Here is a 24,990-nt window from a genome sequence, read left to right on the forward strand (position 1 = left end):
ACCCCCGCTCTCCTGTTTTGGTCGCATGCGAATCCCGCATGCCGCGCCAGATATTTCCAGAGAACGATCTTGTCAGAACCCTCCGCCGCCGCCGACCATGACGACATCGTCTACCCCTCGGCCATACCCTTTGCCCTGGCGCACCTGGCCGGCCTCGGCGCGTTCTGGAGCGGCGTGACCGCGACCTCGCTCTGGCTCTGCTTCGGACTCTACTGGCTGCGCATGTTCGCGGTCACGGCAGGCTATCACCGCTACTTCTCGCATCGCTCCTACAAGACCAGCCGCATCGGCCAGTTCGTCCTCGCCTTCCTCGCGCAGTCGACGGCGCAGAAGAGCGTGATCTGGTGGGCCTCGAAGCACCGGCACCATCACCGCTTCGCCGACACCGAGCACGACGTGCACTCGCCGGTCCAGAGATCCTTCTTCTATTCGCATGTCGGCTGGATCTTCAGCCGCCAGCATCACGAGTTCGACGCTTCCACCGTCACCGACCTGACCCGGTTTCCCGAGCTTCGGCTGCTGCACCGTTTCGAGCTCGCGCCGGCGATCCTGCTCGCCCTCGCCTGCTTCGCCATCGATGGCTGGTCCGGCCTGTTCGTCGGCTTCTTCATCTCGACCGTGCTGGTCTATCACGGCACCTTCTGCATCAACTCGCTGGCGCATGTGCATGGCGACAAGCACTATGTCACCGGAGACGAGAGCCGGAACAATTGGTGGCTGGCGATCATCACCATGGGCGAAGGCTGGCACAACAACCACCATGCCTATCAGTACAGCGTGCGCCAGGGCTTTCGCTGGTGGCAGTGGGACCCGACCTATTACCTGATCCTCGGCCTGTCGAAGCTGCGCCTGGTCTGGGATCTGAAGGCGCCGCCGCAGGCCGTGGTCGACCGCTCGCAGGCCCTGCCACCGCGCGTGATCGAGCGTTCGGCCGAGCGCCTTGCAGCCTCCGTGCCGGTCGACCGCATCGTGCAGGGCCTGCGCGAGGCCTATGCCGGCACGCCGGCACTACCCGGACTGCATTTGCCGGAATTGCATCTGCCGACGCTGACCCTGCCGGAGCTGCGCGAGGCGCTCGCGACCATGCAGGCCCGTGCCGGCGAGCGGCTCTCCGCGATCCAGGCCCAGGCCCATGAGGCGATGGCGCACTGGCATGTGCCGGCGCTGCCGAGCCGCGAGGAGCTGACGGAGAAGGCGGCGGCGATGTTCGTCAAGACGCCGTCGCTCGACGCCATCGCGGCGCGTGCGCACGACATGCTGGTCGAGGCGATCCATGCCCGGCTGGTGGCGCCCCCGGCTGCCGCCAAGGCCTGAGGCCTATTCGGCGTCGAACAGGCTGGCCGCGACCTCGCTCGCCATGGCGCGGGTGACGCGGCGGCCGCGCTCCAGCGAGAGCCGGTCGATGGCGTCGACCAGGTCCCGCGCCGCGGCGAAAGAGCGCTCCATGCGCAGCGCCAGCGCCTCGATCGTGCCGGTGTCGACGATCAGCTGCCGGTCGACGAAGAGCTTGACCAGCAGCGCCCGCAGCAAAGCGTCGTCAGGCGCCGCGATCTCGGCTGCCGGCGCGAGCCGCAGGCGCGAGAGCAGGTCCGGCACGCTCAGCCCCCATTGATCCGGGGCCGTTCGCGCCGTCAGCAAGGCGAAGCCGCCGCGCGCCTTGACGGCGTTGAGCAGGTGGAAGAGCGCCCGCTCGTCGAGCCGGCCGGCATCGCAATCCTCGATGACCAGCGCCCCGCCGGAGGCCAGATGCGGCACCTTGCCCTCGTCGATTTCGCTGGCCTGCAGCGTCCAGGCATGCGCCTGCGCCGCCCAGATCGCGGCAAGATGGGTCTTGCCCGAACCCTCCGGCCCGATGAGGCGCAGCCAGGCATCCGGCCAGGCCGGCCAGCTCTCGACCAGCCCATAGGCCTGCTCATTGGACGGGCCGACGAGAAAATCCTCGACGCCGTGCCGGCTGTCGACCGGCAGGTCGAAAGCGAGCTGACGCGGCCGGCGCGGCGGCTCAGTTCCCGGCATGATTGTCCGAACCGGTGGCGACGAGCTTCTGATCGGGCCGGCCGCGATAGAGATCGCTGGCCAGATACTGACGCAGCGCAAAGCGCATCAGCACGCCGATGACGGCCGCCAGCGGCACCGCCAGCAGGAGCCCGACGAAACCGAACAGCGAACCGAAGGCGAGCAGCGCGAACATCAGCCAGACCGGATGCACGCCGATGGAGTCGCCGACCAGCTTGGGCTGGAGGATGTTGCCCTCGAAGAACTGACCGGCGGCGAAGACCGCGAGCGTCGCCAGCGGCATCGTCCAATCCGGCCAGAACTGCACGATCGCGACGCCGACCGACAGCACAAGCCCGGTCAGCGAGCCGACATAGGGGATGAAGGAGAGGAAGCCGGAGATGATGCCGATCAGGGCGCCGAAATTGACGCCGAGCAGCGAGAGACCGACCGCATAGAACAGCCCGAGCAGTACGCAGACCAGCGCCTGCCCGCGCAGGAAGCCGGCGATGGCAGTGTCCATCTCGTGCAGCAGGCCGCGGATCGTGTCGCGGTGATCGCGTGGCAGCCAGCCATCGACGGTCTCGACCATGCGGTCCCAATCGGCGAGCAGGTAGAAGGCGATGACCGGCGTCAGCACCAGCAGCGAGAAGACACCGATGATCGCGGTCCCGCCCGACCAGAGCGATTGCAGGAGCCCGCCGACCCATTTGGTCGCCTCGCCGACGAAATTGCCGAGCTGGCTCTGGGCATCCTCGGCGAGCTTGGTCCCGCCGAAGCGCTCGAGCAGCGGCGCGCCACGCTCCATGACCAGCGCCTGCAGCTTGGCGGCGACTTCAGGCAGGCGCGCGACGAGGCCGGCGAGCTGCTGACTCAGCAATGGCAGCAGCAGCACCAGCGTCATTACGAAGAACAGCAGGAAGACGCAGAGGATGACGATGGTCGCGGTCAGGCGGCGCATGCCGAGCCGCTCCAGCCTGTCCGCCAGCGGATCGAGCAGATAGGCCAGTGCCAGCGCCGCGATGAACGGCAAGAGCACGTCGCGCAACAGCAAGAGCGCCAGCACGAAGGCCGCAAGGGTGAGAGCCCAGAAGGCGAGTTGACGCTGAAGACTCATCCGCTGTCCTGAACTCGCCGTTACGCATTGTCCGCAGGGCCCGGTGGGCCGGCCGGGCCCCTAGAGAATAGGAGCGTACCGGCAAGGTTCCAAGCTCAGGCCGCCATATGGCGCAGCCAGAAGGCGAGGTAGGCCGCCATGGAACCGACCGTCAAGAGCGCGACGGTGAGCTGCGCGACCGGGATCGCAGGGCCGAGATCAAGCCCGAAGGCGCGCGAGCCCAGCATCAGCGCAGCAAAGCTGAGCTGCGCCGCCGTATTGAGCTTGCTGACGGCGAAGGGCGCGATCTCGAGCGGCCTCTCCATCAGCCAGGAGAGGATCACGGCGGTGACGATCATGATGTCGCGCGAGACGACCAGGATGACGAGCCAGGCCGGTATGGCGCCGACCATGGCGAGGGTGATGTAGATCGAGACGATCAGCGCCTTGTCGGCGACGGGGTCGAGATAGGCGCCGAGCTCGCTTGCCATGTCGAAGCGCTTGGCGATGAAACCGTCGATCGCGTCGGAAATCCCGGCCGCGACGAACAGCAGGAAGGCGGCCAGCCAGCGTTCGTTGATGATCATCACGATCACGAGGGGGACGAGGATCAGACGGCCGATGGTGATCAGGTTCGGAAGCGTCATCGCCAGGGCTCGTCGCCAGGTTCTCGAGCGGAACTACGACTGAAGGCTAATGCATGTGCGGGACAACTGCGAAACGCTTTCGCGGAAGAGGCGCTGCCGGCTTGCCAGCGGGGCCGCCCTTGCCTATCGCTCCCCGCACAGCAAGGAGCGCGGTTTCATGACCAAGACAGGCGGCAACGGGCTGACCTATGCGCAGGCGGGCGTCGATATCGATGCCGGCAATGCCATGGTCGATGCAATCAAGCCTCTGGTGCGTTCGACCCGGCGTCCGGGCGCGGATGCCGAGATCGGCGGTTTCGGCGGCCTGTTCGACCTGAAGGCGGCGGGCTTCAGCGACCCGATCCTGGTCGCGGCCAATGACGGCGTCGGCACCAAGGTGAAGATCGCGATCGAGAGCGGCCGGCATTCGACGATCGGCATCGACCTCGTCGCAATGTGCGTCAACGACCTCGTCGTGCAGGGCGCCGAGCCGCTGCTGTTCCTAGACTACTACGCCACCGGCAAGCTCGACCCGCAGGCCGGCGTCGAGATCGTGCGCGGCATCGCCGAAGGCTGCCGCCAGGCCGGCTGTGCCCTGATCGGCGGCGAGACCGCCGAGATGCCGGGCATGTATGCCGACAAGGATTACGACCTCGCCGGCTTTGCCGTCGGCGCCGCCGAGCGCGGCACGCTGCTGCCGCGCGCCGATCTGGTCGCGGGCGACGTCGTGCTCGGACTGCCCTCCTCCGGCGTGCATTCCAACGGCTTCTCGCTGGTCCGGCGCATCGTCGCGCTCTCCGGCCTCGCCTGGGAGGCGCCCGCCCCCTTCGCTCCCGAACTGACGCTGGCCGAGGCGCTGCTGACGCCGACCCGGATCTATGTGAAGCCGCTGCTGCAGGCGCTGAAGGCGGCGCCCGGCATCAAGGCGCTGGCGCACATCACCGGCGGCGGCTTCCCCGACAACATCCCGCGCGTCCTGCCCGACGATCTCGGCGTCGCGCTCGATCTGTCCGCGATCCCGGTACCGGCCGTCTTCGGCTGGCTCGCCAAGGTCGGCGGCGTCGCCGAGCGCGAGATGCTGCGCACCTTCAATTGCGGCATCGGCATGATCGTGGTCGCCTCGGCGGCAGAGGCGGATGCGGTCGTCGCCGCGTTGCGCGAGGCTGGCGAAGCTCCGGTCCGGCTCGGTGAGGTCACGCCGTCCGGTAGCGAGGGTCAGGTCACCTATCACGGGAAGCTCGGCCTGTGAGCACGACGCCGCGGCGGGTCCGCACCGCGATCCTGATCTCGGGCCGCGGCTCGAACATGGTCGCCCTGATCGAGGCGGCGCAGGCGGCCGATTTCCCGGCCGAGATCGTGCTGGTCGCGGCCAACTTGCCGGAGGCTGGCGGACTCGAGCGCGCCCGGCAGGCCGGCATCGCCACGGCATCCGTCGACCATCGCCCCTTTGGAAAGGACCGCGAGGCGTTCGAACGCAAGCTCGACGAGGTCTTGCGCGTCAACCAGATCGAACTCGTCGCGCTCGCCGGCTTCATGCGCGTGCTGACGCCCTGGTTCGTGACGCGCTGGCAGGGGCGGCTGGTCAATATCCACCCCTCCCTGCTGCCGGACTTCCGCGGCACGCATACCCATGCCCGGGCGCTGGAGGCCGGTGTCAGCGAACATGGCTGCACCGTGCATTTCGTCGTGCCCGAGCTCGACGCCGGCCCGACCATCCTGCAGGCGAAAGTCCCGGTCCTGCCCGGCGACGACGAGGCGAGCCTGTCGGCGCGGGTGCTGGAGCAGGAGCACGTCCTCTATCCGCGGGCGCTGGCGCTTGTCGCGTCGGGCGCGGCGAAGCTGGAAGACGAGGCGCAGGCCAACAGCTAGCCGACCGTCATTCGCGGGCGATGCGCAGGCTCGAGAACCTCACGACGAGACATTACGGGCCGGAGCCTCCTCCGCCCTGAGATGCTCGGGTCAAGCCCGAGCATGACGCGCTCCCCGCTGCTACTGAACGCTCGCCACCATCGCGGCCTGCTGCTCCAGCGCGCGCCGCGCCGCAACCTCCTGCTCCTCCTTCTGCCAGCGGCGGAACAGGTCGGCCCGTCTCGCCGGATAGCGCTCCTCGCGCGCCGTCAGCTCGGCGATGCGGTCGGTGCGGAAATGGCGGAAGGCCTGCCGGAGCTCGCACCAGGCGATGACCATGCGCACGCGCTCGAAGAAGGTGAGGCCGATCGGCCAGATCACCCGGCTCGACGGATTGCCGGCCTCGTCGCGATAGCTGATCTCGAGCTTGCGGCCATTGCGGATCGCGGCACGGACGGCCGCGACATCGACCTGATCGACGACCATGTCCTTGCAATAGGCCGGCGCGAACAGCGCCCCATCGAGCAGGATCGGGCGCAGATGCGCCGGCAGCACCGCCGCGACCTTCGAGACGACATCCTCGGCGGCGCGCGCCAGCGTCGGGTCGGCGCGCTCGGAGAGCCAGCGCATGCCGACCAGCACGGCCTCGATCTCATCGGGCGAGAACATCAGCGGCGGCAGGTCGAAGCCGGCATCGAGGACATAGCCGATGCCGGCCTCGCCGCGCACCGGGACGCCCTGGCGCAGCAGCGCGGCAATGTCGCGATAGACGGTGCGCACGGAGACATCGAGCTCGGAGGCCAGCGTCTCGGCGGTGACAGGGCGGCGGCGACGGCGCAGCCCCTGGATCAGATCGAGCAAACGTTCAGCGCGTTGCATGACGGGGCTTCCGCTTCGGGAAAGATGGATTAGCGTCACTCTGCCGCAGATGCCCTGACAATCATTGTCAGCAGCGTGGCAGCAGTATGGTGGCCGGCCGAGCCGGGGCAGCGCTGTTTCGAGGAGATTTCATGCTGGAACTGCACGTCTTTGGGCCCGGCTTCGGCCTGCCTGACCCCAGCCCGTTCTGTACCAAGGCCATCATCCTGATGGAGATGTCGAGGCTGCCCTATCGTCGGGTCCGCGGCAATCTGCGCAAGGCGCCGAAGGGCAAGTTCCCGGTGCTGGTCGACGAGGGCGAGGTCATCCCCGATACCAGCTTCATCCGGCTGCATCTCGAGCGCAAGCACGGCATCGATTTCGATCACGGACTCAGCGCCGAGCAGCGTGGCCTCGCCTGGGCGGTCGAGAAGATGCTGGAGGACCACCTCTACTGGCATATCGTCCAGGAACGCTGGGCCGACGCCGCGAATTTCGACCGCGGACCGCGCCACTTCTTCAGTGCCGTGCCGACGCCCCTGCGCCCGCTGGTCATCGCCATGGTCAAGCGCCAGGTTCGCCGCGACCTGCATGGCCAGGGCATCGGCCGGCACAGCGATGCCGAGCGTCTGGTCCTGGCGCGGCAGGCACTGGGCTCGCTCTCGGGCCTGCTCGGCGGCAAGCCTTACCTCACCGGGCCCGATCCTTGCGGCGGCGACGCGACGCTCGGCGCCTTCATGATCGGCGGGCTGTGCGAAACCTTCGAGTCACCGCTGCGCGCGGCGCTCATCGAGCATCCCAACCTCGTCGCCTATGCCGGCCGGATGCGCGAGCGCTATTTCAAGGTCGACGCGGAGAGCGCGCCGGCCTGACGACAGCCTGCTTCAGGGCCGCTGCAACTTGCAGCGGTCGATGAATTCATAGCCCTTGGCGCGGGCGGAATCGTTGAAGTAACCGGTCTCGCGAAAGGCCTGGATCTCGTCCTTGGTCATGGAATTGACCGTGCCCTTGGCATAGCAGCTGCAGGGCGAGTGCACCGCCTCGCGGGTCGTGTTCATCAGCCGCGACTGGGTGACGAGGCAGGCATCGAAGGCCCGCAGCTGAATCATGTAGGGCGTCAGGTTCTTGGCGGTCGGATCAGGGGGCGGCAAGGCGCTCGTGCCAGCGGCGGCGAACGCCACCTGCGCCGAAACCAGCATGGACAACCCGGCGACCCAAAAGGCCGCTCCAACCCGCCGCGTGATCATTGTCGAACCGTTCCGTCTTCGCGGCGCAGCCCGAGCGAAAGTCCCGAATCCGCTCTTGAATGACCCGCCTACGCAGCAGTGGATGGTCCACAGCACCAGCGAAAAAGCAATGACGCAAAGGTCACAGTTTGCGAATCCAGACCCTGTTGTCGTGGAAGGCGGCGCCGCCGAAAGGCGCGATCGAGTCCGCGCCGGTCAGGGTGTTGATGCCGCGGCCGCCGCGATGGGCGCCGTTCGGCCAGATCGACTCGGCGATGACGACGCCGCGTACCAGCCCGTCGAACAGCACGGCGTCGAGATGGACCTCGCCGCGGCGGTTGCCGACCAGGATGGCGTCGCCCTGGACGATGCCGAGTCCAGCCGCATCGTCGGGATGCAGCATCAGGGTCGGTCCGCCCTCCTTCTTGCGCGCGGTCGGCGTCTCGGTGAAGGACGAGTTCAGGAAGTTGCGGGCCGGGCTGGTCGCAAGCCGGAAAGGATGCTCGGCATCGGCGGCCTCGATCACGTTCCAATGGTCAGGCATGGCCGGGATCGTGGCATGCGGGCCTGCGAGGCCGGCATTGCTGTTGGGGACCTTGCTCCAGTCCGGCTTGAAGCGGAATCGGCCATCCGGCCAGCCGAAGCCCTTGAGATAATGCGCGGCCTCAAAATCTGGCTGGATGTCGTGGAATTCGCTGGCGATCAGCTCCTCGAGCGTGCCGCGCCCGGTCTGCTGCAAGGTCCAGTCGACGATCTCGCGCGGACTCAGCGAAAAGCCGCGATGCTCGGCGCCGAGGCGCTGGGCCAGGGCGCAGATCACCTCATGATTCGAGCGGCACTCGCCCGGCGGGTCGATCAGCTTGCCGCCCCACATGATGTGCTGGTGGCCGCCCCCCTGATAGAGGTCGTCATGCTCCATGAACTGCGTCGCCGGCAGCACGATGTCGGCCATGGCGGCAGTCTCGGTCATGAACTGCTCGTGCACGACGGTGAAGAGGTCGTCGCGGGCGAAGCCGCGCTTCACGAGCTCCTGCTCGGGCGCGACCGTGACCGGGTTGGTGTTCTGGATGAACAGCGCCCGGACCGGCTGGCCCTGCCGCAGCGCCGCAGCATCCCCCGTCAGGATGCGGCCGATCTGCGACTGGTCGAGCTGGCGGGTCTTCGGATCGGCCTTGTCGAGCCCCTCGATCAGGCTTTTGCGCCATTTGTAGACGCCGCTGTTCGAGTGGAAGGCGCCGCCGCCCTCATGCTGCCAGGCACCGGTGACTGCCGGCACGCAGAGCGCCGCATGCATATTGACGGCGCCGTTGCGCTGGCGCGCGAAACCATAGCCGAGCCGAAAATAGCTGCGCTTGCGCGTGCCGACGAGCTCCGCGAAGGCCTCGATCTCCGCGACCGAAAGACCGGTGATCGCCGCCGCCCATTCCGGCGTGCGCGTCGCCAGATGGCTCTCCAGCTCCTCGGGCGCATCGGTGAAGCGAGCGAGATAGTCGCGGTCGGCCAGCCCGTCGCGAAACAGCACATGCATCACGCCACAGGCGAGCGCGCCGTCCGTGCCCGGACGCAGCACGAGGCCGAGATCGGCCTGGTCGATGGTGGCGTTGCGGTAGATGTCGATCGCCACGATCTTGGCGCCGCGCTCCTTACGGGCCTTGACCGCGTGGTGCATGACGTTGACCTGGGTGTGCACCGGGTTGGTGCCCCAGATCACGACGCAGTCGGACTTGGCCATCTCGCGCGGATCGGAACCGGCGAGCCGGCCCGTGCCGGCGATGTAGCCGGTCCAGGCCGATGTGGTGCAGATCGTCGAGAACTGGCCGGAATAGCGCTTGGCATGGCGCAGGCGGTTGATGCCGTCGCGCATCACCAGCCCCATCGTACCGGCATAGTAATAGGGCCAGATCGTATCGGCGCCGAACTGCGCCTCCAGCGCGAGGAAGCGCTCGGCGACCTCGTCCAGCGCCTCGTCCCAGGAGATGCGCTCGAAGGCGCCCGAACCCTTGGGCCCGACACGCCGCAGCGGATGAAGCAGGCGGTCGGGATGGTGGATGCGCTCGGCGTAACGCGCGACCTTGGCGCAGATCACCCCGTCGGTGTAGCTCTGGCGCTTGCTGCCACGGACACGGCCGATGCTGCGGCCGTCGATGACCTCGACCTCCAGCGAACAGGCCGAAGGACAATCATGCGGACAGACGGAAGGCAGGCGCTCGACGCGGGGAAGTTCTGTCATCCCTCCTTCCTAGAACAGGTCCAGGCTCGGCGGAAGATCGTTCCCGCCAAAGCCGGCGGCGAGACGGCGCATGGTTCCGATTCGCACCGAATCGACCTCTTCTGGTAGGCAGCAACTTTCCACCCGCCCCGACGCGGCGCATCAACCTCGGGTTAAGACTAATGAATCAGATTGTCGCCGTTGGTCTGGTTTGGGGCGCCTCGGCGCCGGAGTTGTGATGATGCGTTGCGTTGCGTTCCTTGCTGGCCTTGTCGGCCTGGCTTCCGTGCTTGCGGCTCCGGCAAAGGCACAATCTCCGGAATACACCCAGTACACCTCGCCTGAATCGGCCCAGAACTGGCACCTGACGCTGGGTGCAGGCCTGCGCTACCAGCCCGACTATGTCGGCTCCAACGACTACATCTTCCGGCCGCGCGGCATCATCTCGCTCGGGCGCGGCACCAGGAGCACATGGTGGTCGGCCGAGGACGATGCGATCAGCATCGGCTTCTTTTCCGGCAAGGCCTGGCGCGTCGGCTTCTCCGGCAATCTGCTCTGGGAGCGCAAGGCCAGCACCAATGCGGCGCTGCGCATCACCGGCGTTCCCGACACCAAATTCGGCGGCGAGGGCGGCGTCTTCGCCGAATTCTACCCGACCTCCTGGCTGCGCGGCCGTGTCGATCTGCGCCGCGGCATCGTCGCGCATGACGGCGTCGTTGCCGAGGTCAAGGTCGAGGCGTTCCAGCGCATCGGCGCCTGGTCGATCGGCGCCGGCCCGCGCATGACCATTGCGAGCGCCGACTATGTCCGCACCTATTTCGGCGGCGCCTGGGCCGGCAATGGCGGCCTGCTGCAACGCTTCAACACCGGCGTCCATTCGGTCGGCGCGATCGCCCAGGCGACCTATGCCTGGAGCGACAAGCTCCAGACCACCGCCTATGTCGAGTACAAGCACCTGGTGGGCGACGCCGCCAAGGCGCCAATCGTCAAGACCTATGGCTCGCGCGACTCGATCACGGTCGGCATCTCCGCGACCTACGCCTTCGATCTCGGCTTCAATTAGCCTGATCGCCGGACATTCCGCCGTCTCGTCAGGGATGGTGGCAGAAACAGAAAGGGCGGGCCCTCGCGGACCCGCCCTTCTTGTTATCGACGCCTGAAAGGCGATCGGCTCAGCCGACGATCTCATTGCCCGAGAAGAACTGGGCGATCTCGATCGCGGCGGTCTCCGGGGCGTCCGAGCCATGGACGGTGTTTTCGCCGACCGACTCGGCGAAGAGCTTGCGGACGGTGCCCTCGGCGGCGTTGGCCGGGTTGGTGGCGCCCATCACCTCGCGATAGGCGGCGATGGCGTTCTCGCCTTCGAGGACCTGCACGACGACCGGGCCGGAGGTCATGAACTCGACGAGCTCGCCGAAGAAGGGACGCGCGCTGTGGACGGCGTAGAAGGTCTCGGCCTGGGCCTTGGTCATCTGGATGCGCTTCTGCGCGACGATGCGCAGGCCGGCCTTCTCGATGACCGCATTGACCGCGCCCGTGAGGTTGCGACGCGTCGCGTCGGGCTTGAGAATGGAAAAGGTACGCTGGACAGCCATCGTTGTAATCCTTGGGGCAAAATCGGGAGAATGCGGCGCGCTTATAGCGGCGCCCTCCCCCGGCCACAAGGCTGCGACGGCTTGGATCGCAACTGTCCCTCGAGCCCTCATCCTGAGGAGCCGCGCTCCTACGATCGCTCCTCAGGATGAGGGCTCAAAAATCGCACGCACCCGGTCGCCCGACCTGGCCTGATCCTCAGTGCCGGGTCAGGAACCTGCGCGCCTCGCGCAGCGCCTCGGCGACCTCCTCGCGGCTCATCTCCTGGGCGAGTTCGGCACGGTGGGCGGCAGCGCGGCTGCAACCCTTGGCGAGCGCGACGTTGAACCATTTCTGCGCGGCGACCAGATCGACCGGGGCCGCGCGGCCGGCGGCGTGCATCAGGCCGAGCTCGTAATAGGCCTCGGCCGAGGCTTCCATCGGGATCGCCAGCGAGGCCGGGATCGCGCTCATCTCCATGCGTGCCATGACAAACCACCCTGTTTTCACCGTGGCCCGACCCTTCCCGGGCCGCGCTTCTTGATGAGGAGGTTCGAGCCAGGCGGTAAAAGACTCCGCTAAAATTCGAGATGAATCGAAGCTCAACGACTCGTAAGCGCGCGGTTAAATCAACGCTCGATTCAGCCTTCCGCGCCGAAACAGCGAATGATTTCAACGCCATCGAAAAGTTACGCAGCGGCAGGCATTGACGGAGGATTCACCCTCTCGGCCATTCGCCAGGAGTTGGCGAGGGACGTCGCGCCATCCGGCTCGCCCTCTTGAAGCCAATCCGGGCTCGGATATAGTTTACATCTGAACCATGCAATCAACGCTGGTCACTGCCAGAGGAGGAACGTCATGAGCCTTCGCCCGTTCGCGATCGCCGCGGCACTCGCCATATTCGCCACCCCGTCCCTCGCCCAGGAGGTCACCGGCACCTGGCTGCGCGACAGTGGCGCTTCCAAGGTGCGCCTCGCCAAATGCGGCGAGGCCGTCTGCGGCACGATCTCCTGGCTCAAGGACAGCAGCGGACCGGCCAAGCTGGGCCAGCGCATCTTCTACGACATGAAGCCGTCCAGCGCCGGAAAATGGAGCGGCAGCGCCTTCAACCCCGAGGACGGCAAGACCTATTCGGGGACGATGAGCCTTTCCGGGGACACGCTGACCACGGCCGGCTGCGTCATGGGCGGGTTGATCTGCCGCTCGGTGAAATGGTCGCGGAGCAATTGACTTAAGTCCGCTTGGCCCGGTCAGCCGTCATGGTCGGGCTTGTCCCGACCATCCACGTCTTCGCTTCGCTGATCGAGCACAGTGTTCAAGGCGTGGATGCTCGCCACAAGGGCGAGCATGACGGCCGTGGGTTCAAGCGGCGTCAGCGCGCCTTCTGGCCGAACAGGATCGCCTTCTCCTCCGGCGTCGAGATGCCGGCCGAGTTGCGCAGCTCCGCACCGACGGCAAGCCCACGCTGGACGGCCGGACGCGCCAGCATCGTCTCGAGCCAGCGCGCGACATTGGGGAATTGCGCGATGTCCTGGCCCTGGCGCTCCCAGCCACGGGCCCAGCCGATGCAGGCCATGTCGGCGATCGAATAGGCGTCGCAGATGAATTCACGGCCTTCGAGGCGCCGGTTCAGCACGCCATAGAGTCGATTCGCCTCATTGGTGTAGCGCTCGATCGCGTAGGGCACCTTCTCCGGCGCGTAGATGCGGAAATGATGGGTCTGGCCGAGCATCGGCCCGAATCCGCCCATCTGCCAGAACAGCCATTCATCGACGGCGACGCGGGCACGCTCGTCGGCCGGATAGAATTTCCCGGTCTTGCGGCCGAGATATTGCAGGATCGCACCGGATTCGAAGACCGAGATCGGCGTGCCGTCCGGCCCCTGCGGATCGATGATCGCCGGCATCCGGTTGTTTGGCGAGAAGGCGAGGAATTCCGGCTTGAACTGGTCGCCCTTGCCGATGTTCACCGGCACGATTTCGTAGGGCAGCCCGCACTCCTCGAGCATGATGGTGATCTTCCAGCCATTCGGCGTCGGCCAGTAATAGAGATCGATCGGCTTGGTCTGCTCTTGCGACATGCGTTGCATCCTCGTCTGCGTTGAGGTTGGCCGGTCACTCTAGGAAGCCGGCCGCGGCTGCGTAAGCTGATCGGCCGCGCGTCCAGGGCGGGCGAGCCATGCCGTGAGGGAGCGTAGCGCCGGCCTCAGAGCTCGAGCTTGAAGCCCTCATGGCTCTGTTCGAAGCCGAGCCGCCGGTAGAAGCGGTGCGCCGCCTCGCGGGACTTGTTCGAGGTGAGCTCGACCAGCCCCACCCCGTTGCGCCGGGCGAAATCGACCGCGAAGGCGACCATGACGGCACCGATGCCGCGGCTGCGCTGAGCCGGGTCGACATGCACGCTCTCGAGCTTGGCACGTTTGCGGCCGCGATTGACCAGACCCGGGATCAGCGTCACCTGCAAGGTGCCGACCACCGCGCCGTCGAGCTCGGCGACGAAGAGCCTGTTATGCGGGCTCGCCGCGACCTCGTCGAACGCGCTGAGATAGGCAGGATGAGCCGCCTCTTCCTCGATCTCGACCTCCGTGCGCGTCTGCTTGGCTGCCCCCATCAGGATCAGGGCCGCGATGCGCGGGGCGTCGGCACGGGTCGCCGCGCGCATTGTGATCCCATGCGGGTTGGACACGTCGTTCATCGCAGTCTCCGGGGAAAAGGCCTTGGCTGGCGCGCGCTCAACCGACGAACAGCCGCCTGGCCATGATCAAGGTGTTGGGGGTGTCCTCGCGCCCGTCGAAACGGGCCTGGCGCTGCAGGAAGAAACCCATGCGCTCGTAGAAGGCGATAGCCGGCTCGTTCTGGCTTTCGACCTCGAGCCGCGCCACCGGCGCATCCGGGAAGCAGGCGAGCGCGACCTGGAGCAACGTCCGGCCGATGCCCTCGCCCTGCCTCGCCGGCAGGACGTAGAGCCGTGTCAACAGCGCCGCATGATCGGGCTCGCTGCGGGCCGAGGCCGTGCCGACGACCTCCTCGCCGATCAGCGCGACCAGGAAAACACCGCTCTCGCGCCCGAGCTGAGCGGCGAGCGCATCGAGCGAATGCCAAGCATTGGTAATCTCGGCGACACGACGCCAGCCATAGATGCCATCATAGGTCGCATGCCAGGTCTCGACCAGCAGCGCGCGCACGGCCGACAGATCGGCCGAAGTCGCGTCGCGGATGATCAAGTTCCTGGGGATCATCGCCCGGCTCGATCGCCTGGGGATCGGCGGCCTTCCCTCCCCGTCATTCCGGCCGCAGCAAAGCGGAGCGCCGGAATCCATCGTAGGGAACAGAGCCTTACGATGGATCCGGGAGCGGCGCGGCTTCGCCGCTGGTCCGGGTTGACGGAGCGCTTCAGCGTTAAATCCCCAGTTTCGCCTTCAGGATCTCGTTCAGGGCCTGCGGATTGGCCTTGCCGCCCGAGGCCTTCATCGCCTGTCCGACGAACCAGCCGAGCATGGTCGGCTTCGCCTTGACCTGCTCGACCTTGTCCGGATTGGCGGCGATGATCTCGTCGACCGCCTTCTCGATGGCGCCGGTGTCGGTGACCTGCTTCATGCCGCGGGCCTCGACGATTTCTCTGGGATCGCCACCTTCGGTCCAGAGGATCTCGAACAGGTCCTTGGCGATCTTGCCGGAGATCACGCCCTCGCCGATCAGGTCGACGAGGCCACCGAGCTGGGCAGCCGAGACCGGCGAGGTCGAGACCTCCTTGCCCTCCTTGTTGAGGCGGCCGAACAGCTCGTTGATCACCCAGTTCGCGGCGGCCTTGCCGTCGCGGCCTTTCGCCACCGCCTCGAAATAATCGGCCTGGTCGCGCTCGGCGACCAGCACCGAGGCGTCATAGGGCGAGAGCCCGTATTCGGCGATGAAGCGCGCCTTCTTGGCGTCCGGCAGCTCGGGAAGATGCTGCTTCAGATCGTCGACGAAAGCATCGTCGAATTCGAGCGGCAGCAGGTCCGGATCGGGGAAATAGCGGTAGTCGTGCGCCTCCTCCTTGGAGCGCATCGAGCGCGTCTCGCCCTTGCCGGGATCGTAGAGGCGCGTCTCCTGATCGATCGAACCGCCATCCTCGAGGATGCCGATCTGGCGGCGGGCCTCGACCTCGACCGCCTGGCCGATGAAGCGGATCGAGTTGACGTTCTTGATCTCGCAGCGCGTGCCGAAGGGCTCGCCCGGCTTGCGCACGGAGACGTTGACGTCGGCGCGCAGATTGCCCTTCTCCATGTCGCCGTCGCAGGAGCCGATATAGCGCAGGATGGTGCGCAGCTTCGAGACATAGGCCTTGGCCTCGTCGGCCGAGCGCAGATCCGGCTTGGAGACGATCTCCATCAGCGCGACGCCCGAACGGTTGAGGTCGACGAAGCTCATGGTCGGGTGCTGGTCGTGCATCGACTTGCCGGCGTCCTGCTCGAGATGCAGGCGCTCGATGCCCACCGTGATCTGCTCGGTCGGCGACAGGTCGACCGCGATCTCGCCCTCCCCGACGATCGGGTGCTTGTACTGGCTGATCTGGTAGCCCTGCGGCAGATCCGGATAGAAGTAGTTCTTGCGGTCGAAGACCGAGCGGTGGTTGATCTGCGCATTCAGGCCGAGCCCGGTGCGGACCGCCTGGCGCACGCATTCCTCGTTGATCACCGGCAGCATCCCGGGCATTGCCGCATCGACCAGGCTGACATGGGCGTTCGGCTCGCCGCCGAAGGCCGTGGAGGAGCCGGAGAACAGCTTGGCGTTGGAGGTCACCTGGGCATGGATCTCCAGGCCGATCACGACCTCCCAGTCACCGGTTGCCCCCTTGATGAGCTTCTTCGGATCGGCGGGGCGTGAATGGGCGTTCATGGCGATGTTCCGGAAACGGCGGGCGGCCGGCCCTGCCAGAAATTGACGAACCCCTCAGGTAGAGCCTTGCGCAGCCGCCAGCAAGCATCTGTTGCCGCTGCGCCCCGATGGCACCACAATCCCGGCCGCGACACGCAAGGCCGCACGAATGTCGAGTGACGTATCTTGACAATCGTCAGCACTACAGCATTTCTGCCTGACCGTCGGGAAACCGCAGCTCGCGCCGGGCCCGCATTCATTTCGGAGTCACCCATGATCCGCCGTCGCTCCCGCAGGGCGCTTTTCGTCTTGGCGGCCGCCCTCCCGGCCTTTCCGCTCGCGGCGATCGCGCAGGGTGCGCCTCCTGCGCCGCCGGTCACCGTGGCGACGCCGCTGGCCAAGCGGGTCACCAATTGGGACGAGTTCACCGGCCGCTTCGAAGCCGACGAGCAGGTCGAGGTGCGGGCACGCGTCTCGGGCTTCGTCGACAAGATCCATTTCAAGGACGGCGACATGGTGAAGGCGGGCGACCTGCTCTTCACCATCGACCAGCGGCCCTACACGCTCGCGGTCGACGCCGCGCGCGCCGAGGTCGCCCGCACCAAGGCCCAGGTCGACCTCAACCAGAACGAGGTCGAGCGCGCCGAGGCCTTGACCCAGAACCGGACGATCACCGCCCGCGACATCGACCAGCGCCGCGCCAACCTCAACGGCGCGATCGCCTCGCACCAGGCGGCCGAGGCCAATCTGAAGACGGCCGAGCTCAATCTCGAATGGACGCAGGTGCGCGCCCCGCTCGCCGGCCGGCTGTCCAACCGGCGCGTCGACGCCGGCAACCTGATCGCCGGCGGGCAGTCCGGCGCGACCCTGCTCACGACCATCGTTGCGCTCGATCCGATCAAGTTCGTCTTCGACGTCTCGGAGGCCGACTATCTGCGCTATGCCCGTCTCGCCAGCCTGCGCGGCGTCGCTCCGGAGGCGCGCGTGCGCCTCTCGGACGAGACGAGCTGGAACCGGACCGGCAAGATCGACTTCGTCGACAATACCCTGAACGCCCGTTCGGGCACGATCCGCGGCCGCGCCGTCTTCGCCAACAGCGACCGCTTCCTGACGCCTGGCGCCTTCGGGCGGTTGCGCCTCGATGCCGGCGAGGTCGACGGCCTGCTGGTACCGGATTCGGTGATCGTCTCCGACCAGGCCAACAAGATCGTGCTGACGGTCAGCGCCGACAACAAGGTCGTGCCCAAGCCCGTCACCCTCGGCCAGATCACGGACGGGCTGCGCGTGATCGTCAAGGGACTGACCGCCGGCGACAGGGTGATCGTCACCGGTCTCGCCAATCCGATGGTCCGGCCCGGCGTGACGGTGACGCCGCAGCAGACCGAGATCAAGGCGGCCGCCGCCAAGTAAGGCGCGCACGCCGCACGACGCCAGCGGACGGTATCGCCCGTCCGCCTGCCCTTCCTGGCCAGGACCAAAGCATGTTCCGCTTCGCCCATTTCTTCATCGACCGGCCGATCTTCGCGACCGTCCTTTCGGTCTTGCTGACCATCGCCGGCGCGATCACCCTGCGCACCCTGCCGATCGCGGAATATCCCGAGATCGCCCCACCGACCGTGACGATCACCGCGACCTATCCGGGCGCCTCGGCCGAGGTCGTCGCGGCTACCGTCGCGGCGCCGATCGAGCAGGAGGTCAACGGCGTCGACGACATGCTCTACATCTCGTCGCAGTCGACCGGCGACGGGCGCGTCTCGATCAACGTCGTCTTCAAGGGCGGCACCGATGTCGACCAGGCCCAGGTTCTGGTGCAGAATCGCGTCTCGGCGGCCGAGCCGCGCCTGCCGCAGGAGGTGCGCACGCTCGGCCTGCAGGTCCGCAAGGCCTCGCCGGACTTCCTGATGGTCATCCACATGCTGTCGCCGGACGGTTCGCGCGACCAGCAATACGTCTCGAACTACACCACGCTGAACGTCAAGGACGTGCTGACCCGCGTCGAGGGCGTCGGCGACGTCCAGGTCTTCGGCGCGCGCGACTATTCGATGCGCGTCTGGCTCGATCCGGCCAAGGTCGCCTCGCGCAACCTGACCGCCGGCGATGTCGTCGCGGCGATCCGCGCCGCCAATATCCAGGTCGCGGCGGGCGCGATCAACCAGCCGCCGGCGCAGTCGGACGGCGCCTTCCAGCTCTCGGTCAACACGCTCGGCCGCCTCACCACCGTCGACGAGTTCTACAATATCGTCGTCCGCTCGGATGCGGATGGCGGCACGATCCGGCTGCGCGACGTCGCCCGCGTCGAACTCGGGGCGCAGGACTATCTCTCGAACTCCTATCTCGACAACAAGGAGGCGGTCGCGATCGGCGTGTTCCAGCGTCCGGGCACCAACGCGCTCGCGGCCTCCGACGCCCTCATCAAGACGATGCAGGAGCTGTCGAAGACCTTCCCGGCCGGTGTCGAACACACCATCGTCTACAACCCGACGGAGTTCATCAGGGAGTCGGTCTCCGCCGTGGTGACGACGCTGCTCGAGGCGGTCGTGCTCGTCGTGATCGTCGTGATCCTGTTCCTGCAGACCTGGCGCGCCGCGATCATCCCGATCATCGCGATCCCGGTCTCGCTGGTCGGCACCTTCCTGGTGATGAGCGCGGTCGGCATCTCCTTCAACACGATCTCGCTGCTGGCGCTGGTGCTGGCGATCGGCATCGTGGTCGATGACGCCATCGTCGTGGTCGAGAACGTCGAGCGCTATCTGGCGCAAGGCATGAGCGCGGTGGACGCCGCGCACAAGACGATGGACGAGGTCGGCGGCGCCCTGTTCGCGATCGCACTCGTGCTCTGCGCCGTGTTCATCCCGACGGCCTTCATCACCGGCCTGCAAGGCACCTTCTACCAGCAGTTCGCGGTAACCATCGCGGCGTCGACGGCGATCTCCTGCTTCGTCTCGCTGACGCTGTCGCCGGCGCTCGCTGCAATCCTGCTGAAGCCGCACAGCCATGAGAAGCCGACCGGCGTCCTCGCGACGCTCACCGCGCCGCTGCGCTGGTTCTTCAAGTACTTCAACATGGCGTTCGACTGGCTGTCGCGCGCCTATGGCGCGGTGACCTCGCGTCTGATCCGCTTCGGCGTCATCATGCTCCTGGTCTATGCCGCCCTGATCGCGGTCGCCGGCCAGCGCCTCGCCGCCGTCCCGACCGGCCTCGTACCGCAACTCGACCGCGGCTACTTCATCGCTGTCTTCCAGCTGCCGCCGGGCTCGTCGCTGCCGCGCACCGACGCGGTCATCCGCAAGGCGACCGACATTCTGCTGTCGCGGCCCGGCGTCGCCCATGCCGTCGCCTTCGCCGGCCTCGACGGAGCGACCTTCACGCTCGCACCCAATGCCGGCGTCGCCTTCGTCACGCTCAGCGACTTCCGCGAGCGCGCCAAGGCCGGCCTGACGACGCAGGGCATCCTCAACGATCTCAGGACCCAGCTCTTCCAGGTCGGCGAGGCCTTCGCGCTGATCATCGAGCCTCCGGCGGTTCCGGGCATCGGCAGCGGTGGCGGTCTCAAGGGCTATGTTCAGGATCGCGGTGGCCGCGGCCTCACGGCGCTGGAAGCAGCGACCTGGGCCGTGGCGGGAACCGCGGGACAGACCCCTGGCATCCAGCAGCCCTTCACCCTGTTCTCGACGAGGACGCCGCAGATCTACGCGGATATCGACAGGACCAAGGCCGAAATGCTCGGCGTGCCCGTGACCCGCATCTTCGAGACGCTCTCGATCTATATGGGTTCGGCCTATGTCAACGACTTCAACCTGCTCGGCCGGACCTTCCGCGTCACGGCCCAGGCGGACAACCCGCACCGGCTCGATATCCGCGACGTCGCCAATCTGAAGACGCGCAATGCCGATGGCGAGATGGTGCCGATCGGCTCGGTCGCAACCTTCTCGGACACGACCGGCGCCTATCGCGTGCCGCGCTACAATCTCTATCCGGCGGCGGAAGTGCAGCTGTCGATGGCGCGCGGCTACTCGACCGGCCAGGGCATCGCGGCGGTGGAGAAGATCGCGAGCCAGGTCCTGCCGGCCGGCTTCGGCTTCGAATGGACCGAGATCGCGCTGCAGGAGAAGCTCGCCGGCAACACCGCGATCATCGCCTTCGGTCTCGCCGTGGTCTTCGTCTTCCTGCTGCTGGCGGCACTCTATGAGAGCTGGACCCTGCCGCTCGCCGTCATCCTGATCGTGCCGATGTGTATCCTCGCGGCGATGATCGGCGTCGGCTACAAGGATTTCGACCGCAACGTGCTGGTCGATATCGGGCTCGTGGTGCTGGTCGGTCTGGCGGCGAAGAACGCGATCCTGATCGTCGAGTTCGCCAAGCAGGCAGAGGACGAGGGGATGAGCCGGCGCGATGCCGCCATCGCCGCCGCGAGAACCCGTCTGCGGCCGATCCTGATGACCTCGCTCGCCTTCATCCTCGGCGTACTGCCGCTGACGATCTCGGTCGGCGCCGGCGCGGAGATGCGCCAGGTGCTCGGCATTGCGGTGTTCTCCGGCATGATCGGCGTCACCCTGTTCGGCCTGCTGTTCACGCCGGTCTTCTATGTGGTCGTGCGCTGGCTCGCCTCGCTCGCTCCCCAGAAGAAGAAAAAGCCGGCGACGGAAGCCACGGCGCCCCAGACCCACTGAGGCGCGAACGCAAACGAACCCCGCCCCGGCCACCCGGCCCGGGCGGGGTTTTCGTTTCCGGAGGGCGAAGCCGAGCGCCGGCTCTCAGTTCTGCAGAATCTCAGTTCTGGAGGATCTTGGAGCCCTTGATCGTCACGTCGGAACTCGCGACGGCATTGATCCTGCCGCCGGCCCGGATGTTGACGTCCTTGCCCTTGAGATCGACCGAGCCATCCTTTTTCAGGTGGAGGGAGGCCGCACCGGAATCGAGCAGCATGCCGTCGGCAGCCTCGACGCTGAGCGCCCGGCCGCTGGCGATGGCGAAATCCTTGCTGCTGTCGATGTCGATGCTGACTGCGGCCGCGACCTCGAAGGCGCGCGTCGTCAGGCTGATCTGCCTGTTGGCATTAAGGTTGAGCGCGGTCGCGGCGAAGATACCGATACCGGTACCGGCCGCCAACCTGATGCCGGCGCCGGATTGCAGCGTGTAGGCGCTGCCGACACTCGTCCTGAAGTTGCTGCCGGCGTTCAACGTCAGCTCGGCCCCGGCGCTGATCGTGCAATTGCCGCCCACGGTGATGCTCAAGCCGGTCGGCGCGCTGATCGCGACCGAGCCGCCACGGCCGACATTGATCGCCTGGAGCAAGGCCGCGAGCTGGGTTTCGAGTGCGGCCACGCGGCGCGTCAGCGCCTCCACTTCCGGTGTCGCCATCAGACTGCCTCCCCGACGATGCCCGTTCTCGACCCGCAGCCGCGGCGAGTGTATCACGGCCCCGGCCGGAGGCAGCACGCAATGACGTTACGGCAGAACGATCCATCTCCGATCCGGGACGCCTGGCAACGGCGGAAAGCAGTGCCGGAAGGAGCAGCAGAGACGTGATGCAAGGCCCCGCCCTGGTCTGGTTCCGCGAGGATCTGCGTCTCTCCGACAATCCGGCCCTGACCGCCGCTCTCGATCACGGCCCGACCCTCTGCCTCTACATCCTCGACACGTCGCCGAAGCGGCAGGCGCTCGGCGGCGCGGCGCGCTGGTGGCTGTCGCGCTCGCTTACGGCGCTTTCGGCCGCGATCACGGCGCGCGGCGGCGAGCTCCTCGTGATGCGCGGCGATCCTGCACAGATCCTGCCCCGTCTGGTTCGGGAAGCCGGCATCGGCTTCGTCGCCTGGAACCGGCGCTATGAGGCGCCCGCCATCGCGCTCGACAAGGCCCTGAAAGCCGAGCTCGCGGCGAGCGGGGTCGCGGTGGAAAGCTTCAACGCCGCCCTGCTCAACGAGCCCTGGCAGGTGAAGAGCAAGGCAGGCGGGCCGATGCAGGTCTTCACGCCCTATTGGCGCGCCGCCCGCGAGCGCGGCACGCCGCACCCACCCCTGCCGGCGCCGGAGGCCATCCGCAAGGCGGAGCTGCCGGCCTCCCTGCGCGACATGACGCTGTCGGTCGACGAGCTCGGTCTCGAGCCGGGCAAGCCCGACTGGGCCGGCGGTCTGCGCGAAAGCTGGACGCCCGGTGAGGACGGAGCCCAGGCCCGCCTGACCGATTTCCTCGACGAATGCCTCGCCGGCTACCGCACCGAACGGGACCGGCCGGACCGGCCGGCGACATCGCGGCTCTCGCCGCATCTGCGCTTTGGCGAGATCGGCCCGCGCCAGATCTGGCAGACCGTGCAGATGGCGCTCGAAACCGGCGAGACGACGGGGAGCCCGGCCGACGCCGAGAAATTCCTGTCCGAGATCGGCTGGCGCGAATTCTCCTATCACCTGCTGTTCCACAACCCCGAGCTGGCGACGCGCAACTTCAATCGACGCTTCGACGGCTTCGGCTGGGAGCAGGACATGGCCGGGCTCGCGGCCTGGCGGAAGGGACTGACCGGCTACCCGATCGTCGATGCCGGCATGCGCGAGCTCTGGCAGACCGGCTGGATGCACAACCGCGTGCGCATGGTGACCGCCTCCTTCCTGATCAAGCATTTGCTGACCGACTGGCGTGCCGGCGAAGCCTGGTTCTGGGACACGCTGGTCGACGCCGACCCGGCCAACAACGCCGCTAGCTGGCAATGGGTGGCAGGGTCCGGCGCCGACGCGGCGCCCTATTTCCGTATCTTCAACCCGGTGACCCAGGGCGAGAAGTTCGATCCCGACGGCGCCTATGTCAGACGCTTCGTGCCGGAGCTCGCGAAGCTCGACGCCAGGTTCGTCCACCGCCCCTGGAGCGCGCCGCAAGCCATTCTGCACGAGGCCGGAATCAGGCTGGGCGAGAACTATCCCCGGCCGATCGTCGATCTCGACTTCGGCCGCAGGCGCGCGCTCGCCGCGCTGGCGCAGCTCAGGGCGGACGGCGCCGCCGAGGAAGCCTGAGATTCAGCCGTCGCGATTCGTCCCGCCGGCCAGGGCCCGCGCCGCGCGGAAATAGAGCGGATAGGGCAAGAGCCGGATCAGTTTCAGCGTCCAGGCGAGGCGCCGCGGGAAGACGATCTCGAAGCCGCCTCGGGCAAGGCCGTCGGCGATACGGGCCGCCGCCGTCTGTTCGCTCATCAGCAGCGGCATCGCAAAACTGTTGCGCTTGGTCATCGGCGTGTCGACGAAGCCGGGATTGACCAGCTGCAGGCGGATGCCGAGCCGGTCGCATTCAAAGCGCAGGCTCTCGCAAAGATGGATCGCCGCAGCCTTGGAGGCGCCATAGGCACCGCTCCCCGGCATGCCGGCATAGCCGACGAGCGAGGCGTTGACGGCGATCTGGCCCTTGCCGCGATCGCTCATATTCTCGATCAGGGCCGAAACCCCGCGCACCACGCCGAACAGGTTGACGGCGAAGATGCGCTCGAAGGTCGCCGCATCCAGCGCGTCGGGCCGGTTGCCCTGGGCCGTACCGGCATTGAGGAAGGCGAGCGCGATCGGGCCGTGGACGCTCTCGATACCCTCGACGACGGCGCGCATCGCCTCGGGATCGGTGACGTCGCCGGCATGAGCGACGATGCGCCCCGGCAGGCCTGCGCCCTGCAGAGCGACCTCCTCGAGCAGTTCGAGGCGCCGGGCCGTAATCGCCACCGTCCAGCCACGCCGCGCCAGTTCGAGCGCCACCGCCGCACCGATGCCGGAACTCGCACCGGTGATCCAGGCGACGCCGTCCTTCGGCTGCATGCGTGGCATGGTCATCGAGGGGTCCCCTCACCGGTGATGAACCGGCGATCCAGCCCGGCAACCTAGTCACAGCAGCGGCGCGGCGGAAGCCCCGTCGGCGAAGAGGATCATCGATCGCAGGCATCTTTGCCGCAGCCGCCGGGCCTGCGATAAGCTGACGATCCCAGGGAGATCTACATGCCGACCGAATTGCTGTTCCGCGCCGACGCCTATCAGAGCGAAACCACGGCGACCGTTCTTTCCGTCAACGAGCGCGGCGGCATCGAGCTCGACCAGACGGTATTCTATGCCACCGGCGGTGGACAGCCGGGCGATGCCGGCCTCCTCGTCACGGCCGATGGCCGCGAGATCGCGATCGGCACCACGATCTATGATCCCGAGGACAAGAGCCGCATTCTGCATGTGCCCCTGGAGGGGCAGGCCGCTCCGGCCGTCGGCGACAAGGTCACCGCCCGGCTCGACTGGGAGCGCCGGCTGAAGCGCATGCGCATCCACACCGCACTGCACCTGCTCAGCGTCGCCCTGCCTTACCCGGTCACCGGCGGCGCCATCGGCGAAGGCGATGGCCGGCTCGATTTCGACATTCCGGAAGGCGGACTCGACAAGGCCGAGATCGACGAGAAGCTGAACGAGTTGATCGGCCGCAACGCGGCAGTGACCGAAAGCTGGATCACCGATGAGGAGCTCGACGCCAATCCCGGCCTGGTCAAGACCATGTCGGTCAAGCCGCCGCGCGGGTCCGGCCGGGTCAGGCTGGTGAGAATCGACGAAATCGACCTCCAGCCCTGCGGCGGAACGCATGTCCGCAACACCGCCGAAATCGGCAAGGTCGCGGTCACCGGCATCGAGAAAAAGGGCAAGCAGAACCGGCGCGTCCGCATCGCACTCGCCTGAAGACTTCTCTCCAAGTCACTGAAAACAGA

24 protein-coding genes are annotated in these 24,990 nt (G+C 67.1%); 10 read left to right on the forward strand and 14 right to left on the reverse strand.

From position 1 onward, the window contains the following. The first annotated feature begins 69 nt into the window (after positions 1 to 69). The gene (locus AC3RCC_RS16985; RefSeq protein ID WP_492256000.1) at positions 70 to 1,314 is read left to right on the forward strand and encodes an acyl-CoA desaturase; all 1,245 of its coding nucleotides are present in this window, start codon (positions 70 to 72) and stop codon (positions 1,312 to 1,314) included. Between the two features lie 3 nt (positions 1,315 to 1,317). Here AC3RCC_RS16985 and AC3RCC_RS16990 read toward each other — a convergent pair whose 3' ends face one another. The 3 genes from AC3RCC_RS16990 to AC3RCC_RS17000 all read right to left on the reverse strand — a co-directional run bounded on the left by AC3RCC_RS16990 (position 1,318) and on the right by AC3RCC_RS17000 (position 3,738). Continuing rightward, on the reverse strand, positions 1,318 to 2,016 hold the full coding sequence (locus AC3RCC_RS16990) for a P-loop NTPase family protein (protein WP_492256001.1): 699 nt from the start codon (positions 2,014 to 2,016) through the stop codon (positions 1,318 to 1,320). After that, the gene (locus AC3RCC_RS16995; RefSeq protein WP_492256002.1) at positions 2,003 to 3,112 is read right to left on the reverse strand and encodes an AI-2E family transporter; all 1,110 of its coding nucleotides are present in this window, start codon (positions 3,110 to 3,112) and stop codon (positions 2,003 to 2,005) included. Before AC3RCC_RS16995 ends, AC3RCC_RS16990 begins: the two co-directional genes overlap by 14 nt. Positions 3,113 to 3,207: 95 nt before the next feature. Then, the gene (locus tag AC3RCC_RS17000; RefSeq protein WP_291639601.1) at positions 3,208 to 3,738 is read right to left on the reverse strand and encodes a CDP-alcohol phosphatidyltransferase family protein; all 531 of its coding nucleotides are present in this window, start codon (positions 3,736 to 3,738) and stop codon (positions 3,208 to 3,210) included. 157 nt (positions 3,739 to 3,895) lie between these two features. Here AC3RCC_RS17000 and purM point away from each other — a divergent pair, with 157 nt between their 5' ends. Further along, on the forward strand, positions 3,896 to 4,966 hold the full coding sequence (gene purM, locus AC3RCC_RS17005) for a phosphoribosylformylglycinamidine cyclo-ligase (RefSeq protein ID WP_291639603.1): 1,071 nt from the start codon (positions 3,896 to 3,898) through the stop codon (positions 4,964 to 4,966). A gap of 56 nt (positions 4,967 to 5,022) precedes the next feature. Then, positions 5,023 to 5,586, forward strand: coding sequence for a phosphoribosylglycinamide formyltransferase (gene purN / locus AC3RCC_RS17010; protein ID WP_492258794.1), 564 nt, complete (start codon positions 5,023 to 5,025; stop codon positions 5,584 to 5,586). Between the two features lie 120 nt (positions 5,587 to 5,706). On the opposite strand, the gene AC3RCC_RS17015 is transcribed toward purN, so the two are convergent. Further along, a complete protein-coding gene (locus AC3RCC_RS17015) occupies positions 5,707 to 6,444 on the reverse strand; it encodes a helix-turn-helix transcriptional regulator (RefSeq protein ID WP_291639607.1) in 738 nt (245 codons plus the stop codon). Between the two features lie 131 nt (positions 6,445 to 6,575). Here AC3RCC_RS17015 and AC3RCC_RS17020 point away from each other — a divergent pair, with 131 nt between their 5' ends. After that, on the forward strand, positions 6,576 to 7,295 hold the full coding sequence (locus tag AC3RCC_RS17020) for a glutathione S-transferase family protein (RefSeq protein ID WP_291639609.1): 720 nt from the start codon (positions 6,576 to 6,578) through the stop codon (positions 7,293 to 7,295). Between the two features lie 12 nt (positions 7,296 to 7,307). Here AC3RCC_RS17020 and AC3RCC_RS17025 read toward each other — a convergent pair whose 3' ends face one another. After that, positions 7,308 to 7,622, reverse strand: coding sequence for a hypothetical protein (locus AC3RCC_RS17025; RefSeq protein WP_492256003.1), 315 nt, complete (start codon positions 7,620 to 7,622; stop codon positions 7,308 to 7,310). Positions 7,623 to 7,791: 169 nt separating this feature from the next. Next, complete coding sequence (locus AC3RCC_RS17030) at positions 7,792 to 9,879, reverse strand: molybdopterin-containing oxidoreductase family protein (RefSeq protein WP_492256004.1); 2,088 nt, start codon at positions 9,877 to 9,879, stop codon at positions 7,792 to 7,794. 220 nt (positions 9,880 to 10,099) lie between these two features. On the opposite strand from AC3RCC_RS17030, the gene AC3RCC_RS17035 reads away from it, so the two are divergent. Continuing rightward, the gene (locus AC3RCC_RS17035; RefSeq protein WP_291639615.1) at positions 10,100 to 10,921 is read left to right on the forward strand and encodes a MipA/OmpV family protein; all 822 of its coding nucleotides are present in this window, start codon (positions 10,100 to 10,102) and stop codon (positions 10,919 to 10,921) included. A 109-nt stretch (positions 10,922 to 11,030) separates the two neighbouring features. On the opposite strand, the gene ndk is transcribed toward AC3RCC_RS17035, so the two are convergent. Together ndk and AC3RCC_RS17045 are read right to left on the reverse strand one after the other, a co-directional pair. Beyond that, positions 11,031 to 11,453: a nucleoside-diphosphate kinase gene (gene ndk, locus AC3RCC_RS17040; protein WP_291639617.1), complete on the reverse strand. Its 423-nt coding sequence runs from the start codon at positions 11,451 to 11,453 to the stop codon at positions 11,031 to 11,033. A 196-nt stretch (positions 11,454 to 11,649) separates the two neighbouring features. Beyond that, positions 11,650 to 11,919: a sel1 repeat family protein gene (locus AC3RCC_RS17045; protein ID WP_291639619.1), complete on the reverse strand. Its 270-nt coding sequence runs from the start codon at positions 11,917 to 11,919 to the stop codon at positions 11,650 to 11,652. Between the two features lie 369 nt (positions 11,920 to 12,288). Here AC3RCC_RS17045 and AC3RCC_RS17050 point away from each other — a divergent pair, with 369 nt between their 5' ends. Beyond that, entirely contained in the window at positions 12,289 to 12,660 is a 372-nt protein-coding gene (locus tag AC3RCC_RS17050) for a DUF2147 domain-containing protein (RefSeq protein WP_492256005.1), read from the forward strand. A 142-nt stretch (positions 12,661 to 12,802) separates the two neighbouring features. Here AC3RCC_RS17050 and AC3RCC_RS17055 read toward each other — a convergent pair whose 3' ends face one another. The 4 genes from AC3RCC_RS17055 to gatB all read right to left on the reverse strand — a co-directional run bounded on the left by AC3RCC_RS17055 (position 12,803) and on the right by gatB (position 16,304). Continuing rightward, positions 12,803 to 13,510 carry a glutathione S-transferase N-terminal domain-containing protein gene (locus AC3RCC_RS17055; protein WP_492256006.1) on the reverse strand — a complete coding sequence of 236 codons (708 nt, stop codon included), beginning with the start codon at positions 13,508 to 13,510 and terminating at the stop codon, positions 12,803 to 12,805. Between the two features lie 125 nt (positions 13,511 to 13,635). Continuing rightward, a complete protein-coding gene (locus AC3RCC_RS17060; protein WP_291637718.1) occupies positions 13,636 to 14,121 on the reverse strand; it encodes a GNAT family N-acetyltransferase in 486 nt (161 codons plus the stop codon). Positions 14,122 to 14,158: 37 nt separating this feature from the next. Then, positions 14,159 to 14,665, reverse strand: coding sequence for a GNAT family N-acetyltransferase (locus tag AC3RCC_RS17065; RefSeq protein ID WP_492256007.1), 507 nt, complete (start codon positions 14,663 to 14,665; stop codon positions 14,159 to 14,161). 160 nt (positions 14,666 to 14,825) lie between these two features. Beyond that, positions 14,826 to 16,304, reverse strand: a complete 1,479-nt coding sequence (gatB, locus tag AC3RCC_RS17070; RefSeq protein WP_291637722.1) for an Asp-tRNA(Asn)/Glu-tRNA(Gln) amidotransferase subunit GatB — start codon at positions 16,302 to 16,304, stop codon at positions 14,826 to 14,828. Positions 16,305 to 16,556: 252 nt separating this feature from the next. Here gatB and AC3RCC_RS17075 point away from each other — a divergent pair, with 252 nt between their 5' ends. Together AC3RCC_RS17075 and AC3RCC_RS17080 are read left to right on the forward strand one after the other, a co-directional pair. Further along, positions 16,557 to 17,693, forward strand: coding sequence for an efflux RND transporter periplasmic adaptor subunit (locus tag AC3RCC_RS17075; RefSeq protein WP_291637724.1), 1,137 nt, complete (start codon positions 16,557 to 16,559; stop codon positions 17,691 to 17,693). Between the two features lie 71 nt (positions 17,694 to 17,764). Next, the gene (locus tag AC3RCC_RS17080) at positions 17,765 to 20,953 is read left to right on the forward strand and encodes an efflux RND transporter permease subunit (protein ID WP_492256008.1); all 3,189 of its coding nucleotides are present in this window, start codon (positions 17,765 to 17,767) and stop codon (positions 20,951 to 20,953) included. 100 nt (positions 20,954 to 21,053) lie between these two features. Here the strand turns inward: AC3RCC_RS17080 and AC3RCC_RS17085 are convergent, their stop codons facing one another. Next, positions 21,054 to 21,644: a DUF2345 domain-containing protein gene (locus tag AC3RCC_RS17085; RefSeq protein WP_291637728.1), complete on the reverse strand. Its 591-nt coding sequence runs from the start codon at positions 21,642 to 21,644 to the stop codon at positions 21,054 to 21,056. 167 nt (positions 21,645 to 21,811) lie between these two features. Here AC3RCC_RS17085 and AC3RCC_RS17090 point away from each other — a divergent pair, with 167 nt between their 5' ends. Further along, positions 21,812 to 23,284 (forward strand): cryptochrome/photolyase family protein, encoded by a 1,473-nt coding sequence (locus tag AC3RCC_RS17090; protein ID WP_492258795.1) that lies wholly within the window; start codon positions 21,812 to 21,814, stop codon positions 23,282 to 23,284. A gap of 3 nt (positions 23,285 to 23,287) precedes the next feature. Here AC3RCC_RS17090 and AC3RCC_RS17095 read toward each other — a convergent pair whose 3' ends face one another. Then, the gene (locus tag AC3RCC_RS17095; RefSeq protein WP_291637730.1) at positions 23,288 to 24,082 is read right to left on the reverse strand and encodes an SDR family NAD(P)-dependent oxidoreductase; all 795 of its coding nucleotides are present in this window, start codon (positions 24,080 to 24,082) and stop codon (positions 23,288 to 23,290) included. Positions 24,083 to 24,244: 162 nt separating this feature from the next. Here AC3RCC_RS17095 and AC3RCC_RS17100 point away from each other — a divergent pair, with 162 nt between their 5' ends. After that, positions 24,245 to 24,961 (forward strand): alanyl-tRNA editing protein, encoded by a 717-nt coding sequence (locus tag AC3RCC_RS17100; RefSeq protein ID WP_291637732.1) that lies wholly within the window; start codon positions 24,245 to 24,247, stop codon positions 24,959 to 24,961. The last annotated feature ends 29 nt before the right edge of the window (positions 24,962 to 24,990 follow it).

Source organism: Allobosea sp. GW823-FHT01F03, assembly GCF_058798075.1.

What these genes read in the sequence shown, in the direction of transcription:
- AC3RCC_RS17060 (WP_291637718.1), bottom strand. Translation starts at nt 14,121, where the DNA reads ATGAACGACGTGTCCAACCCGCATGGGATCACAATGCGCGCGGCGACC.
- AC3RCC_RS17075 (WP_291637724.1), top strand. Translation starts at nt 16,557, where the DNA reads ATGATCCGCCGTCGCTCCCGCAGGGCGCTTTTCGTCTTGGCGGCCGCC.
- ndk (WP_291639617.1), bottom strand. Translation starts at nt 11,453, where the DNA reads ATGGCTGTCCAGCGTACCTTTTCCATTCTCAAGCCCGACGCGACGCGT.
- AC3RCC_RS16995 (WP_492256002.1), bottom strand. Translation starts at nt 3,112, where the DNA reads ATGAGTCTTCAGCGTCAACTCGCCTTCTGGGCTCTCACCCTTGCGGCC.
- purM (WP_291639603.1), top strand. Translation starts at nt 3,896, where the DNA reads ATGACCAAGACAGGCGGCAACGGGCTGACCTATGCGCAGGCGGGCGTC.
- AC3RCC_RS17020 (WP_291639609.1), top strand. Translation starts at nt 6,576, where the DNA reads ATGCTGGAACTGCACGTCTTTGGGCCCGGCTTCGGCCTGCCTGACCCC.
- AC3RCC_RS17085 (WP_291637728.1), bottom strand. Translation starts at nt 21,644, where the DNA reads ATGGCGACACCGGAAGTGGAGGCGCTGACGCGCCGCGTGGCCGCACTC.
- AC3RCC_RS17000 (WP_291639601.1), bottom strand. Translation starts at nt 3,738, where the DNA reads ATGACGCTTCCGAACCTGATCACCATCGGCCGTCTGATCCTCGTCCCC.
- AC3RCC_RS17030 (WP_492256004.1), bottom strand. Translation starts at nt 9,879, where the DNA reads ATGACAGAACTTCCCCGCGTCGAGCGCCTGCCTTCCGTCTGTCCGCAT.
- AC3RCC_RS17045 (WP_291639619.1), bottom strand. Translation starts at nt 11,919, where the DNA reads ATGGCACGCATGGAGATGAGCGCGATCCCGGCCTCGCTGGCGATCCCG.
- AC3RCC_RS17065 (WP_492256007.1), bottom strand. Translation starts at nt 14,665, where the DNA reads ATGATCCCCAGGAACTTGATCATCCGCGACGCGACTTCGGCCGATCTG.
- AC3RCC_RS17050 (WP_492256005.1), top strand. Translation starts at nt 12,289, where the DNA reads ATGAGCCTTCGCCCGTTCGCGATCGCCGCGGCACTCGCCATATTCGCC.
- gatB (WP_291637722.1), bottom strand. Translation starts at nt 16,304, where the DNA reads ATGAACGCCCATTCACGCCCCGCCGATCCGAAGAAGCTCATCAAGGGG.
- AC3RCC_RS17080 (WP_492256008.1), top strand. Translation starts at nt 17,765, where the DNA reads ATGTTCCGCTTCGCCCATTTCTTCATCGACCGGCCGATCTTCGCGACC.
- AC3RCC_RS17055 (WP_492256006.1), bottom strand. Translation starts at nt 13,510, where the DNA reads ATGTCGCAAGAGCAGACCAAGCCGATCGATCTCTATTACTGGCCGACG.
- AC3RCC_RS17025 (WP_492256003.1), bottom strand. Translation starts at nt 7,622, where the DNA reads ATGCTGGTTTCGGCGCAGGTGGCGTTCGCCGCCGCTGGCACGAGCGCC.
- AC3RCC_RS17015 (WP_291639607.1), bottom strand. Translation starts at nt 6,444, where the DNA reads ATGCAACGCGCTGAACGTTTGCTCGATCTGATCCAGGGGCTGCGCCGT.
- AC3RCC_RS17090 (WP_492258795.1), top strand. Translation starts at nt 21,812, where the DNA reads ATGCAAGGCCCCGCCCTGGTCTGGTTCCGCGAGGATCTGCGTCTCTCC.
- AC3RCC_RS16990 (WP_492256001.1), bottom strand. Translation starts at nt 2,016, where the DNA reads ATGCCGGGAACTGAGCCGCCGCGCCGGCCGCGTCAGCTCGCTTTCGAC.
- AC3RCC_RS17100 (WP_291637732.1), top strand. Translation starts at nt 24,245, where the DNA reads ATGCCGACCGAATTGCTGTTCCGCGCCGACGCCTATCAGAGCGAAACC.
- AC3RCC_RS17035 (WP_291639615.1), top strand. Translation starts at nt 10,100, where the DNA reads ATGCGTTGCGTTGCGTTCCTTGCTGGCCTTGTCGGCCTGGCTTCCGTG.
- purN (WP_492258794.1), top strand. Translation starts at nt 5,023, where the DNA reads ATGGTCGCCCTGATCGAGGCGGCGCAGGCGGCCGATTTCCCGGCCGAG.
- AC3RCC_RS17095 (WP_291637730.1), bottom strand. Translation starts at nt 24,082, where the DNA reads ATGACCATGCCACGCATGCAGCCGAAGGACGGCGTCGCCTGGATCACC.